The sequence below is a fragment of the Paenibacillus sp. FSL R7-0272 genome (genome assembly GCF_037969905.1).
GTDB lineage: Bacteria > Bacillota > Bacilli > Paenibacillales > Paenibacillaceae > Paenibacillus > Paenibacillus polysaccharolyticus.
Genome location: NZ_CP150221.1, coordinates 3,397,067 through 3,411,553, shown reverse-complemented (window position 1 = coordinate 3,411,553; position 14,487 = coordinate 3,397,067). Strand labels below are relative to the sequence as shown.

Annotated in this window: 9 protein-coding genes; 2 read left to right on the top strand and 7 right to left on the bottom strand. The window is 40.7% G+C overall.

Annotated features, from left to right (window positions below; all coding sequences use genetic code 11):
• Nucleotides 1-3 precede the first annotated feature (3 nt).
• The 6 genes from MKY23_RS15040 to MKY23_RS15015 all read right to left on the bottom strand — a co-directional run bounded on the left by MKY23_RS15040 (nt 4) and on the right by MKY23_RS15015 (nt 8,734).
• Nucleotides 4-1,737 carry a hypothetical protein gene (locus MKY23_RS15040; RefSeq protein ID WP_339830520.1) on the bottom strand — a complete coding sequence of 578 codons (1,734 nt, stop codon included), beginning with the start codon at nt 1,735-1,737 and terminating at the stop codon, nt 4-6.
• A gap of 12 nt (nt 1,738-1,749) precedes the next feature.
• The gene (locus MKY23_RS15035; protein ID WP_339830518.1) at nt 1,750-2,946 is read right to left on the bottom strand and encodes a TldD/PmbA family protein; all 1,197 of its coding nucleotides are present in this window, start codon (nt 2,944-2,946) and stop codon (nt 1,750-1,752) included.
• 50 nt (nt 2,947-2,996) lie between these two features.
• Nucleotides 2,997-4,298 carry a TldD/PmbA family protein gene (locus tag MKY23_RS15030; protein WP_339830516.1) on the bottom strand — a complete coding sequence of 434 codons (1,302 nt, stop codon included), beginning with the start codon at nt 4,296-4,298 and terminating at the stop codon, nt 2,997-2,999.
• A gap of 88 nt (nt 4,299-4,386) precedes the next feature.
• The gene (locus MKY23_RS15025; RefSeq protein ID WP_139168847.1) at nt 4,387-4,497 is read right to left on the bottom strand and encodes an ammosamide/lymphostin RiPP family protein; all 111 of its coding nucleotides are present in this window, start codon (nt 4,495-4,497) and stop codon (nt 4,387-4,389) included.
• A 45-nt stretch (nt 4,498-4,542) separates the two neighbouring features.
• A complete protein-coding gene (locus MKY23_RS15020) occupies nt 4,543-6,717 on the bottom strand; it encodes a hypothetical protein (RefSeq protein ID WP_339830512.1) in 2,175 nt (724 codons plus the stop codon).
• Nucleotides 6,707-8,734 (bottom strand): tetratricopeptide repeat protein, encoded by a 2,028-nt coding sequence (locus MKY23_RS15015; protein ID WP_339830510.1) that lies wholly within the window; start codon nt 8,732-8,734, stop codon nt 6,707-6,709. The genes MKY23_RS15020 and MKY23_RS15015 overlap by 11 nt, the downstream gene beginning before the upstream one ends.
• Before the next feature lie 594 nt (nt 8,735-9,328).
• On the opposite strand from MKY23_RS15015, the gene MKY23_RS15010 reads away from it, so the two are divergent.
• A complete protein-coding gene (locus MKY23_RS15010; RefSeq protein WP_339830508.1) occupies nt 9,329-11,059 on the top strand; it encodes a histidine kinase in 1,731 nt (576 codons plus the stop codon).
• Nucleotides 11,037-12,686 carry a response regulator gene (locus MKY23_RS15005; protein ID WP_339830506.1) on the top strand — a complete coding sequence of 550 codons (1,650 nt, stop codon included), beginning with the start codon at nt 11,037-11,039 and terminating at the stop codon, nt 12,684-12,686. Before MKY23_RS15010 ends, MKY23_RS15005 begins: the two co-directional genes overlap by 23 nt.
• 102 nt (nt 12,687-12,788) lie before the next feature.
• Here MKY23_RS15005 and MKY23_RS15000 read toward each other — a convergent pair whose 3' ends face one another.
• Nucleotides 12,789-14,474, bottom strand: a complete 1,686-nt coding sequence (locus tag MKY23_RS15000; RefSeq protein WP_154888778.1) for an extracellular solute-binding protein — start codon at nt 14,472-14,474, stop codon at nt 12,789-12,791.
• Nucleotides 14,475-14,487: the final 13 nt, after the last annotated feature.

Genomic DNA, 14,487 nt, shown 5'->3' with positions numbered 1-14,487 from the left:
CCCTTAAAACCAAAAATGATGAAAAGGATAAAAGAATCTTGAATTCGGTTTCGGGACGATCTGGTAGATTTCAATCTCCCCTCTTTCGATCTGTTCTAGTTGTTTTTTTCTAATTCTCAATTGAGAAGGGGATAAAATCACGTTTCGTTTGACTGTTGATTCTGACAGTTCTTCTGATACACCAGTGATTTGGCGGACTGCCCTTAAAGCTGTAGAGATAGATATCCACTCTGGCAGAAGATGAATTTTTTGGCACAGATCTGCGCTTCTTTGAAGCCATAATGCTGCTCGATCCATCTCCCTGGAATGAAGTAATAGATATGCTGTGCTTCTGGCAATCCATTCTTGCATGTAAGAGTCAGATAACCGGTTACAAGATTGATACGCTTTGTCTAACCAACTTAGCGCTTGGTCGAGTTCTCCCTTCTTTCCTGCCAGAAATCCTATGCGGAACCAGTGCGGGAGCAGAAAACGGTCTTCCTGTCCTGCATTTTTATGGATGAATATGTGCTGGGCTTGTTTCGCTGCATCTATTTTCCCGATAGCTTCGTAAAGGTAGCTTGAATTCTGGGCATATGCAGACGAGAGCAGGGCTGCATCTTCCTCGCCTAGCTGCTTAATGTATTCTTTAACTTGTTGTAATGATTTCGCTGCCTGAGGCAGTTGCTGAAGCCTGTAATAAGTTAAAGCTTCTACATTATGTAACCAAGCCATTTCTCTAATGGCTGATTCATCGTTCCTTCCACGAAGAAAAGATATCCCTTTTCTCACAACGTGAATGGCATCTTCAGGACGTTTGATATGATTCGCTAATAACAACGCATCATATATCGCTGCTCTTGCACGAATATCGTTTGAATATTTATGGGCTTGAGTGATTTTTTGCAACGTTGATTCTGCTGCAGAGAGCTGCCTCTCAAAAAGATAGGCACGCATGACAAGAAATAAAACTTCAGCCTCTTCTTCGTCGTTCACTGCTTTGTCAAGTGCTTCGTTAGCATGTGCTAATACTGCATATCCGTCACACCAAACAAGTGCTTTTTCTAAAGATAGATTTAATAAGGGGTACGGTTCATAGGATGATCTGATTATGGACGTTTCCTTTAAGTGGTCTACACCTAGTGATTTGTAAAAATCCTTTACACGGATCTGGATGAGCTGATTTACGTTTTGATCTTTACATGGAATGTTTTCCTGGTTGAAGTAATATGTTGCGATACCAAACGGAAGGTCTTTTGTCCGAACAATTAGCCTTTGCAGAAATATCAAACTTACCTTATCCAGGCAGGAGACATTTAATTGTAGAATCCAAGGGACTTGTATTTCAGGCGTTTGCGCACGAATTTCAAGCAAACAACTTACCATATCATTGGCTATACGCAGTATTTTCTCCATGTTAGTTGAGAATTGTCGATCCATTGAGTGAGCTGGAAGGGGCGTCAACCAGCCTGTCTCATCCTCTTCAAGAGCCTGATGCAAAGGGGTATAGGCATGTTGCAATTGAATACTTTTTCCGATGTAAGGATGAATTAAAACGTCCCACATTTTATAAAGTAAATGAGCAGGCGTGTATGTGTCCTTTTGTAGTTGGATCAGAATGGCCACTCTTCCATCTAAAGAAGGGAGTTCTTGATGTTCCTGGCCCGTAACACTTGGACAAGCGGAGAACCACTGATCCAGTGCTCCTTGGTCTATCCAATTGAGCAGGTCGTGTTTGTCGCTTTTCATTACCTTCATCTTCTCACCCCTTTAATAGAATACAGATACGTTTTCTACATACAAAGATGGAGATATAAATCCTTTACTACATGTATGATGATATCCATCTGTCGCTGGATCAATTGAACGTAACATCTGAAATAAAGGTGCTTCAATGCGGACTTGTGATAATCTCTCCGCTAATTGGTTATTGTGAATTCTCCAGCCTTCCGCTTCAAAGATGAGTTTGCCGCCTCGAATATGTCCACCATAGCTGCGGTTTAGTACAAAATCGGATAGCTTCTTACTTATCATTTGTTCTGTCGAAAGAGTACCTTCTTCTACCTTCAAGTTTGTGTATTGGATTTTGGGAGTACTTTGATAATTTTTGCGAAATGCTCGGCCATTGGCCGTCTGTTTACGTTTAGTTGATGAAGAGAGTGAATGCAAGGCTTCATTAAATACGCCCTTTTTGAGGATCTCAACGTCCCTACAGATGGCTCCTTCATCGTCGAAAGTCGAACTTCTAAGCAAATCAGGGATGTGAGCGCAATCCGTTAATGTGAATGTGGGACTTGCAATTCTTTTCCCTTGTTTTTGCCAAAGTACAGGTACATTTGCATCCATATAGTCAGAAATAAAAAGATTTCCAAGAGCTTTGAGCAGCTCTTCTGTCCCCTGCTCCGTTAATATGATGCGTGAATGTTCTGCGCTTCTGCTTGGACCATCTGCTCGAGATTGCAGTTGAACGTTTAACTGTTCACACTGTAACTGCCAATCTAAATCTGCAATGGAACGAAAAGAGAATGTCGTACTGGCCCTACGGGATTTCCCCTGGACCAAAATAGATACAGTATATTGAGCTTCTCGTTTCTCGAGTTCTCTTCCCTCCGTATCTTGATAAAAAACGGATTTCTCTTCCGCTTCAAAAAAAAGAGTCGGACTCACGATAAGGTCAGGAATCGAATATATGATTTCTTTTCCTTCAAGCAAAATATGATCTATAACTTGGTTTGAGATAGGCTGGTGAATGTTCAAACAGGGTTGATTTATATTCGTTTCATCAGATCGCTGCGGTACAGACCCTGCTACTCCGCAATCACAAGCCCAATGAATCCAATCTTGATTTTTCACATCCGTATAATTGGATAAAGGGCGAATACATGAATAGAATCGATCTTCCCTCCACCTTCGTAGCGCTCCTCCGCATCCTTTTCTCTCGGAATAAAGAGACTCAATCTCGGTCATGACCCATGATTTCTGGAATAGTTCTGTTCCATAATAATCCGCATATTTGCTCATGAGTCGATTGCCTGAACTTCCCAGTTGAGTACTCTTACAGTCGGGGAACCGGACGAAACGGGTAAAGGTGATTGTCCTAATTTTCCGCAACCACCTCTTACTTCTGCATGGATCTGAAAATCATTTCCTACTCGATCAATGGAACGAAGCAGCTTACGGCCGTCCCCTTCTAATATAGAAGGCGCTATTGGTGAGGTTAGTTTACCATCTTCGATAAGATAGCCTTCAGTAACATGAATTTTGAATTCACCAGTAATCATATTTACGTCTCCATTAAAAGCATTTTTGATATAAATTCCTGATTTTGTTTCCAAAATGATCTCTTGTGGTGCGTCCTCTCCTGGTAATACAAACGTATTCGACATTCTTACTAGAGGAGGATGCGCATAATTGAGGACACGTCCATGTCCGTTGCTCTCAACATTACTGTGCAGATGACTTAAATAGTTAGATATTCTACCTGATTCGACTAATGGTGTGCACTTGGCGGTAATACCTTCATCATCTATGTTATAGCTCCCGGGTAAACCCAAAATGGTTGGATCGTCAACAATGTTAAGTTTATCGGAGCCAATTTTTTCACCTTTACAGTTATGGAATGCCGCTCCTGTAAGAGCCGCAATATCTGCTTCAAGTCCATGCCCAACAACTTCATGAAAGATGCCTGGTGCTGCTAAAGGACCTAGTACTAACGAGTATGTTCCAGAGTGAAATGGTTTGGCCTGGAGCTTGTCCAACGCCGATGCGGCAGCGTACGACACTAATTTTTCAATGTCTTTCATGTGCACATGTTTTGGTGAAAGCCAGCTTTTCGTAACATTTGATTTCGTTATTTTTTTGTTTTTTCTTGCGATTACATCTAGCTCTAACATGAAACAAGGTCTAATATCTTCCCGCAATCCTGTTGCTGTCGAATAAAACCACACATGCTGCTTTACAGATTTCCAATAAGCTCTTGTAGACAAGATCTCTGGTGCAAAGTTCAGAGCTAATTCATTCATATGGTGGTTCCATTGTTCTATTTCGTTTGTCATATCATCCTCAAAGCTGTTCTCATGCTTGGGATCCCAATGTTTAAATAACTGGAATTGTTCTCCACTTAAATGTTGTTTGGAAGCAGCATATAAAGAATCCGGACTCAAATCAGAGATACCGATGACTTGTCGATGTGCTCCGTGATTCAAACGAACAGCACTACCCTTTTCGATCCAATTTTTCATTTCAATTTTTTCAAGGTTATTAAAAATGAGAAGCTCGGTTTTCTTTTGTTCAGCAAACAGGTGAATATTCTGCATCATATCCCCCTTATTGTTCATTTTTCACGTAAATTGTGAGTATAAGAATCAGCTGTGATAAGCCGATCCCTATACTCAAAAGCTTGTATTATCAGAGGGCTAAAGGTGCAATCTTATCTTCGATCTCTTCCAATTCGAAATCGATATCATCAAGGTCATCTAACTCCAGATCCAATTCTTCCAATTCAACTGTGTCAGCCATCTTTATCACCTCCTTCACAAGGTATAATAAAGACTATCCATAACGCTAAATCGATTTTTCTGTTCTATATAGAAAAGTTCGTAATTCGGAACAGTAGTGGCCATACTTATCTTTCATCCACAAATCCCGGAAAGAAGGGTCCATTCTTGTGAAAATGAAAGATTTTGCTTTTTTGGCTTCGGTAAAAAACAGATCAATACAAAAAGGATTGTCAAAATCGAACCACATGGGCTTCTGTTCGTGCGAAAAGTGAATAAAACCCTCCGTTGGTAAATTAAATCTGCTTTGGATCTTTTGCAGCCGCTCAAACTGTTGAAACCAATCGGATAAGTTCTGCCCACCGACCCAATCTGAAGGCTCAAATCTCCAATGTTCGCGTATCATGGTGACTCTTCCTACTTTAACGGGTGCGTGTCTACCTTTTGATATCGATTTAGGTGGATCAAAAATGGGTGTACCGAATAGAGCAAATGGGAAAAAGGTTTCCTCTTTAAATCCAAGAGAAGGAGAATAAAAATGTAAACATTGTTGCGAGTCTTTTATAAAAAGAGCTACTTCATTATTTTTAATTCGCACTTCGAGTTGCTCTAAAGACAAAATATTCTCCTTGATCGATTCAGAGACACCTGTTAATTCAACGCAAAGACCTGGATATTCTTGTGGGGTGCTTTTCATCGTGCGTTTAAATACCCAATTGGCCCACGACTGTGTGCTGTGTTCGACTTGTAAGGCGTTCTGGACCGTTTGTCGTATCTTATCTTTTTCGATGTTAAAATATTGCATCCACCCATCACCCGTAAATCCATGATGAAGCTCTCCTATAACAATAGATGAAACTTCAATTCCTGTTTTGCTTTCATTGCCAATGATCATAAGATCAGGAGAAAGAAGCCACCTGAATGAGTCCATTTCTGATCTCCATTCTTGCAATACGTTTTGAGGCACTTGAATGTAAAAATTCCCCTGATCTTCAACTAACCAACTCTCTAGAAACTTGACCATGGACTGATTTTCAATAACTGCAGGATTCCGAAGCCAATACGATATCCACCTCTTTACTGGTACGGATGAACGGCCATGACTTATTTTTTCAAATTGTTGTACTGCCGTTCTCTGGAATGCCTTCCACCGCTCTAATCGAAGTTTTGCTTGGATCAATATCGTTTGGTCTAATTCCTGCCAAAGATCTTCCGAGATAACGACGGGCAAAAATTGCTGATCGTAACACTCCTCGTATACTAAGGTTTTGTCAGCAAAATATTGGGTGTTTTTACCTTGATAATGCTCTCCTGTAATTTCGGTATACATCTCTTCGATTTTAGCTAAGGTGTTACTCTTTTCAATGGGTGAAAAACTACTTCCATACTTTTCTAGATTGTGCTTGATCTCAGACAATACAGCGGACCATTTAGGTGAATTACAATCTCCTGATTTCAGAAGAAGCTGCAATTCATCTAAGCCATCTACAGCGGAAGAAGGAAGTCTCCACTCCGCTGCATTTGTACCCAAGTCATGCTTTATAGCAGTTAATATTTTTTGTAGCGCTTGATGTGACATGAATGCTTTTTTCTCTATAATCTTTCTTTCTTTAAGGGGTGCTCCTTGATCTAAAACGCCATAACTAATGGGGCCAAATTCACCCATCGTATCGTTTTTTGTGGTAACACGTTGAATATAGGCGAAAAGAGTTCTTCCCATTTGTCTTTTCTGACTATGCTTTGTATGCTTTTTTCGCTTATAAGATTGATAAAAACTCCAAAATGCCGAGTTAATTGTATAAAGCGCTCGATCATAACGCTCCGATTGATACAGTTCAAATAGTTTTTGTTGTACAAGTCCGAGTTCTTGCTCAAATGTATTACGAGTTAAGATTTCAAGCTGGACCAACTCTTGATTTTTAAGTGAATAAAATTGGATTTTCTCTTCCATATGCAAGTTCAGTAGCGTTGTTTTATCATTTTCAGTTAAAGGGTTCTTCTGTTTTATTCTTCGGATGATTCTACGCTGTTGGGAAAGTAGGATCTTTTGCTTCGGAATAGTTCTTATTTCTTCAATCCATTGGCTGCACCAATCGTTCAAAACTTTCGTAGCTTTTTGCCATTGATGAAAATAATCCTTCGTTTTAACTACTCTTAGCTGAAGAATATCTTCAATAGGGAGAGATGTGCTACGTAAAACATAGGGTTTTAACCATTCCCAGGTGGATGTTTTAGCCCACACGGATTCTCTCCGCTTTTTCATAATAAAGATTAGTAAGATCAAAAGGTCGATTTAGTTTGGTTTCTGGTTTTTGGATTGACCATTTTACGTAACTCTCCCACGTCTCATCTCTTTTTTGATCCCATTTTAGTACGATTTCTGATGCTTTTTGCGCAGCGCTTCCTTGGGATTGAACTTTTAAGCTATTCAAAATTTCCTGTTTCCCTGCTTCCCCGTTTCCTTGTCTTTCCAGACATATGGCTAACGCCGTTGCAACCCGTGGAAGATCTTCATCTTGCATAAGAGCCAGCTTGGAATCAAGACTTTGGCTGTACCATTGCGTCGCTTTATCGTAAATTTCCTGCTCGAAATATATGGCTCCTATGCTTCTGGCGATGATATCCATATGAAAAGCATCATTCATCTCTTTGGCAATTCGATAACTATCTTCTAATGACTCAATAGCTTCAGCATATCGCTGAAGTTTAAAAAGCAGGCCTGCTTTTCTATATAAATAATGCTTCGTAAAAACCGGGCTTGAATGTGTGACAAACGGTTCAAATTTTGACCAATGTTTGAGGGCTGCATCTACCTTCTTCATCGATTCAAATAAGACCGATATGTTGGAGATTAAGTTGATTTTGATATGGATAGCATCTTCTTTCCGATTGCCCTCTTTTATATGTTCCAACCCTTGTTTGCACTCTTTAAATGCCTGAGCCAGATCGCCCGTTCCCACGAAGGTAAGTGCCCTTAGGTTATGTAACCAAGTACGCTCCACTTCTACTTCGGAACCGGTTGTTCCCTCAATACTCTGGAGTGCCTGATCAATAATTTCCCTTCCTACTAATGGTTTGTTCAAACGTTTCGTACACAGCAATGCTACATACAAATGTAATTCCGACTTTTTTAATGTATCTTCTGTAAGGGAAAGTGCATTCTTGAATATAGCTAATGCTTTATCATATTCAACCATGAATGCATAACATAAGCCCATATAAATCCATAGTTCAACGTGTGTCTCTTTCCTCAGATTGTGGATATACGGGGATGTCTTATTGATGAGAAACAGCGCATGTTCATAATTTTGCGTGAAAACACTGATCTCTAGCGCTTCAAGTAACAATTCATCAAGATGGTCTACATCTCCATTGGTAATGCTGTCTAGAAGCTGTGCTGATTTGTGAGTATCATTGTTTACAGGCTGCATGGTTAATGAATTTTCGTATGAGCAGTCACTTAGGTTCTCATCTTTCAAGTCTGTTAATTCATATATACTAGGTTTGATTTGATGGTACAGACTTTCAAGTAATTTATTTCTGTTTTCCGCCAGATTGACATGCATGCAGATATCGTTATGTGATGCCATGTGGAAACGGGAATCACGTTCACTGGCTTCGGATACGGTTGCAACAATGACAATGGGATGATGCTCAATACACTTAGACAAGCGGGCAAAACATCGAAGAGAATGTTCGTCCATTCTGTCGATCTGGTCAAATAGAATTATGGTGTTTGTGTGATTCAGATGTTTTGTATATTCTAATAACAATTTTACAATGGCTTGTGTAACTCTGAACATTTGTTCCGATTCTTTATGTAACCTACGACGTGATGGAGGAAGTGCAATATCTTCAAGATTTTGAGCATTCACAAAAGGAGACTCGGAACGGAATTTTGGAAAAAGATACAGAATCTCAGGTGCATGGCTTTTTAGAAGATGGTGTTTCCCGTTATGGAGAAAGGAAGAAACGATTGTATAGATCAGAGGTGCAATGGAATTAAACCCCTCAGTTCCCCATCTACCTCCAATGGTAATTAGATTCGTTGTATGAGCTAATCGATCATGTGTTTTTTTAGCAAAAGTAACTCTGTTAATCAAATTATCGTTATAAATCCATAGTTTATCTTCTATTTTTAAGGGAAGTTTGTTCCTCTTTTGTTCCAGGGTTTTCAATACATTAGATTCTAATATTTCATATTTTGACTTTATCTTACTTTCAATAGGAAAAGGAATCCCTACTTCTTTAGAATGCATATATAACACCATCCTTTTTGAATAATCTGACGTGTTATTTTGTTGATAAGTCTATCAAATATGATGTGATACAAAAGAGATCATGTGAGATTGAGTAATATGAGTTTTGTATTGAAATTTTGGACAAAGAATGTGCGGGATTTACTCTTTCAACTTTGAGTAGAATAAGAAGAGCGTCATGTAATTTTACGTCGTGACCTTTTCCAAAGTACAATACGAAAACTATTCTGACTTTTTTAGCGAAGGGTAAAGTATATGGGCAGAATGCTATGTAGAATCATTGGATTATCCAATAAAATTCAATTTAACTACAGCAATTCTTTAATGTGTAAAATTTTTCTATTGTTATACATAATAACATAGATTTTTCATGTGTCAAATTTCGTATAATTGATAAATATCCGCCAACATTTGTCTTATATCGAGCCGGTTGCTTTATTAAAATACGACAGAACACGTCCTTTTTAAAGCTGGATTCAGCTCATTCCAAGGACGCCCATGACTTTAGAAGATTCAAGTTCCTTCCCCTTGTACAAAAAGTTATTGTAGAATAAAGGGTAGTCATTATGCTCTTTGCTGTACAGGGGGGAAAATATGTTGAAGGAAAAGTTTTCAAAAGAAAACGCTTCTATTTTTCAAAAACTGGCGCTGGGCCTGGTTTTGATGTTTGTACTAATCATCCTGATCTTCTGGTGGATCTATCGATTAAACGTAGATGAAATTCAGCGTGAGCTGCAGAAGAATAAACTGGGCGAAGTACGTTTCATGTCCTCCCAGCTGTCTAATCAATTTGAGCAGGTATTAATAAATGCGCTGACATTATCCGAGGATCAGTCGGTTAGAGGATATACGTATGCTCTCACTTTCGGGAATGATTTTGCTAAATACAAAGCCAAACTCGAGCTAATGGAGAAGTTGGCCCTTAACAGTGCTTCAACAGCTTGGAACAATACGATCATTCTATATTATCCAGATGAGAAGGCTACCGTATCTTCGGACCGTGAATTTTCATTTCAGCCGTTTGTCATGTCCAAAGATCCGCTGGATAAATGGACGTTACATATGAACAAGGATGGTACGGGGTATTATTCGCATCTTACCAAGGGACATCGAGGACCAATGTACATCGAGATTCGAATATCCTTGGAGGTGTTGCAAAAAATGATGTCTGAATATACTTCCGGGACACCAATGCTCTATGATTCGCATTTTAAGACAGCAATCCGTGGAGCAGGCTCCTCACAACTTGCCGAAGCTGACGCACAGGTTATTCCACATATTAGAAATGATAGCGGTTTCTTCGAAATCAAATTTCAGGATCAGAATTATTTCATCAGTTATATGAAAGCAAGTATTCTCGATTTGTACTTTATTGATTACCATCTTACCAATCAGCTACAGCAATCTATCTCACGTAACAATACATTATTTGTGCTGGCGCTGATGGCGATGCTTCTGCTCTCTCTACTGTACACTCTGGCGCTGCGAAATCAGATCCAACAACCGATTATTCGTTTGCGTAAAGCGATTGATCGTTTTGACCGGGGAGATTTCTCCAGCCGTGTTGATGAAACCCAGACTCTTGAGTTTCGAATATTAGGCCGGTCGTTTAACCGAATGGCCGAGAATACTCAGACGTTAATCGAGCAGGTGCTACTTGGAGAGCTTTCGGTCAAAGAGGCCAGGTTGAAGCAGTATCAAGCCCAGATCAATCCACATTTTCTATATAACTGCCTCAACTATATTCAGAGCAAATCCAGTGTCAAAGACTATGAATCGGTAACCGCCATGACCCTGGAACTGGCTGCCTATTGCCGTTATATTCACCGCATTGAAGATATGGATACAACGCTTGGTGAAGAGCTCCGTTTTGTGAATCACTACATGTCCATCATACATATGCGAAAAAAGAGTATTACCTGTGAGATTCATGTGCCAAAACAGCTTCTATCTATTCGCATTCCTCGCATGATCCTGCAACCGCTCGTTGAAAATGGTGTCAAACACGGGATAGAACCTTCCATGGGTCCTGGGAAAATTACAATTCGTGCAGAGCAGGATCAGGAGTTCATACGTATCACGGTTGCAGACAATGGTGTAGGCATGCCAGCAGAACGGCTTGCACTCATCAGTGAGCATATGGATGAATTAACACGTCCAGAAGAACAGATTGGAACTGGAGTCCGAAATGTAAATCAGCGAATCAAGCTTACGTATGGCAAACGATCGGGCTTGTCCATACAATCTAACTTATATGAAGGTACCACGTACATCATTACTATACATAAGGAGGATATTGCAGATGCATCAGATTCTGTTAGTTGACGATGAATCCTATGTGATTGACGATCTTGAGATCTCATTCCCATGGGATCAATACCGTATTGAGCGTATTCACAAAGCATACTCCGGCATGCAGGCATTATCCATTCTGGAGGAACAAACGGTAGACATTGTGATCACTGATATTTCAATGCCTGTCATGAACGGACTTGAACTGATACGGCAGATCAAGGCGGTAAAACCCAACCTTCCCTGCATTTTGCTTACCGGTTATGCCGAGTTTGAGTATGCCAAAGAAGCGACGAAATATGGTGTTGTCGAGTATTTATTGAAACCGCTGGATGTCGAAAAGCTGGCATCCTGTCTCGAAAAAACAGTGCTGTCCATTGAAGAACAGATTCGCAGGGCTTTGTCCTATGAACAAGCCATGAACTCATTTCGTGAGCATCTGCCTTCGCTGAAGGACAGATTACTGAATCAACTGATTGAAGGTAATCGTTATTCAGAAGATGTTCTGAACGATAAGTTGGGCCATTATCAGTTACCCTTCAATGCGGAAGATAATGTGCAGCTTGTTCTGGTGCGGTTGGAAGAGCATTTCACCAGGTATACAACGACCAGCTTGCAATTGTTTGAATACGCTGTGACCAACATTGCGTGTGAGTTATTTAATACGGCTTTTCATACCTGGCATTGCAGGGATCAATACGATTATTTGGTCTTTTTGTTAAAGCCTGCTGGACCTGCTGACAACAACGAATGGCATACTTCACCAGACACGAATCATAATGAGCAGCTTACGAAGCAAAAACAAGATCAAGATCTCACCCATCTTTCGCTGCAATTGCACCACAATGTTAATGAGTACCTGAAAGGTGGCATTTCGGTTATTCTTAGCCATGGAGGCAGACTTCAGCATGATATTCGTGACATGTACGAGCAAGCCCTATCGGCTCTCAAAAAGCAGGTAGGTAACGGCACGGGATACTTCCTTTCCCTCGAGGAAAGTTATCGCCCCGTATCCATTCGTTCTTTGCATATATTATATGAACCTCCAACCTTCAATCATTTACTTGAAACGGCACAATGGGAAGTATTCAAAGAACGTCTACACCGAATTAAGATCGGATATAGTGCGCTACCTGAACAAACCGAAGAACATCTGGATGAGATTCAGATTGTATTGTTATCCGCCTTTCATTACATTGCCCACAAAAACCAAGCGCTGTTGTCCGATCTGGTAGGAAACGAACGGGTTCCACGTGTGCCCTTTCGTTCAGTCTCCCAACTTACGGATTGGGCGGATAACATGCTTGATCGGCTGCGTATTAAGCTGGAAGAACAGTCTTTTGATGAGCAACATGACGTTATTCATCAGATCAAGACATTTGTTTCTGCTAATCTGCACTCCCTAAGTCTTCAATCGATCGCAGATCATGTATCCTTGCATCCGGTATACGTCTCCAAGCTATTTAAACAATTTCAAGGTATCAGCTTAAGTGAGTATATTTTAAGCGTGAAAATGGATCTTGCCCTCTACCTGCTCAACCATTCGCAGGATAAGGTATATGAGATTTCCGAAAAACTGGGGTATGCCAACTCCCAATATTTCATCAAGGTGTTTCGTGATAAATTCGGGATGACACCGCAGGAATACCGGGAACAGTAATGCGGCATATCGTGAAGAAAGTAGCATAAAACAAAGTAAAAAACCGCGCTTCACGTACACAGGTCAATGAAACCCCTTGTACGTAAAGCGCGGTTCGTTTTTTTATTTTATCGTGTCATACCATGCATTGACTTCTTCGGTGATCTCTTTACCTCCAGAAGTCATATACTGCTCCGCAAAAGTATCAAATTCTTCAATCGGCGCTTGGCCATAAATGATTTTGTTCAATACTTCCTTCTCCAGCTTGGTCAGCATATCGCCTCTGGCAACCTGTGTTTTCGTTGGAACACCCGTGAACATCTGAGGCATTACAATATCTTTTTGATCAATGACAATTTTGGCTGCCTTAATCTGTTCAGGGATTCGGTCCGCCAGGTTTTTCTCATACTGAGTGGTCGGCTCTTTGCCATTCGCAAGATCAGCTAACGTATTCATCATCAGGTTAGGAATGATCGCTCCATCAAAGGTTAATGAATAACGGATCGCATCAATCCAGCCGCCCGGAATTTTGTCGCTTTGCTGCTCTTTATATACCTCACCGTCAGGGCCGATATCATAATCATATCCTTTGGCAAACCCGTGTACGAATGTTGTGCTGTCCGGATTAGCCCAGTGATCAAACAGATAGTTCTGGTATACAAAGAAAGCGTCTTTGTGTTCCATATCTTTGTTGATCAGAACAGCACCCGTACTAATTGGTGTTCCGTGGCGTCCCATTTTACCATCGGGACCAGCAGGAAGTGGATAAGCTTTATATTCAGCACCTGGCACATTTTGCTGCAGATCCGGGATTGGCCAGCCTGTCATCCAATAAGGGCCAACGATAATACCAGACTTGCCGGCAGTGAATGCTTCAGCGGCCTTAGGCTCATCATATAGTCCCGCTTCCTTATCAATATAACCTTTCTGCATCCACTCTTTCATTTTCTCCAGTGCCGGTTTCATCTCTGGTTGGATAGAGCCGTATGCAAGCGAACCGTCTGCTGCTTTATTCCACTGATTCGGCATCGCTCCAAACATACCAAAAATCCAGCCGGATTCTGCCATCCATGTGTTCAAATTGTTTTTGAACCCTACAGAGAGAGCAACGGTGTCTTTCTTCCCGTTTCCATCCGGGTCTTGATTGACGAAGGCATCCATTACCGTTTCTAATTCATCTAATGTTGTTGGTGCCTTCAGATTCAGCTTCTTAAGCCAGTCTTCACGAATGTACATCACTGGATCATTGTTGTAAGCGTTCTCCAGAATAGGAATTGCCATTCGTTTACCATCACGGATGTAGGGATTCCATACATTCGGATCTTCCGCCATCGCTTTTTTATACGTATCCGAAGCATATTTATCGAACAGTTCTCCTGCATCCACGAATTGACCCGATTCAATTAAATCACTGATTAATGTCTGGCTGCCACGGAAAGAGATAATATCCGGCATTTTTTGACCCGATGTGAGCATTAGGCGAAGTTTGGTCTGGTAAGCATTATTTTGTTCACTGACCGTCCATAAGTACTTAATATCGATCCCTAGTGTATCGTGAGCCCACTTGGTATGAACGTTATTTTCAATGTTTTCCCCATTTTTGAATTTCAGGCTGCTAGTGATTGGGAATACCGTCGAAATGGTAACCGGTTCAACATACTTACCATTTTCAAACGGTGCGGAATAAAATTCATTACTGTCGCTAGGATTTTTCTGTGATGTAGAATCGTTACTGCATGCTGCGAGTACACCAGATAACATTGTAGCAGCCATCAGAATGCGAAGCGGCTTTTTCCATGTTTTTAACATGTTGTCTCCCCCA

Coding starts and splice junctions, on each gene's coding strand:
- MKY23_RS15040 (WP_339830520.1), bottom strand. CDS start 1,737: ATGAAGGTAATGAAAAGCGACAAACACGACCTGCTCAATTGGATAGAC.
- MKY23_RS15035 (WP_339830518.1), bottom strand. CDS start 2,946: ATGACCGAGATTGAGTCTCTTTATTCCGAGAGAAAAGGATGCGGAGGA.
- MKY23_RS15030 (WP_339830516.1), bottom strand. CDS start 4,298: ATGATGCAGAATATTCACCTGTTTGCTGAACAAAAGAAAACCGAGCTT.
- MKY23_RS15025 (WP_139168847.1), bottom strand. CDS start 4,497: ATGGCTGACACAGTTGAATTGGAAGAATTGGATCTGGAGTTAGATGAC.
- MKY23_RS15015 (WP_339830510.1), bottom strand. CDS start 8,734: ATGCATTCTAAAGAAGTAGGGATTCCTTTTCCTATTGAAAGTAAGATA.
- MKY23_RS15010 (WP_339830508.1), top strand. CDS start 9,329: ATGTTGAAGGAAAAGTTTTCAAAAGAAAACGCTTCTATTTTTCAAAAA.
- MKY23_RS15005 (WP_339830506.1), top strand. CDS start 11,037: ATGCATCAGATTCTGTTAGTTGACGATGAATCCTATGTGATTGACGAT.
- MKY23_RS15000 (WP_154888778.1), bottom strand. CDS start 14,474: ATGTTAAAAACATGGAAAAAGCCGCTTCGCATTCTGATGGCTGCTACA.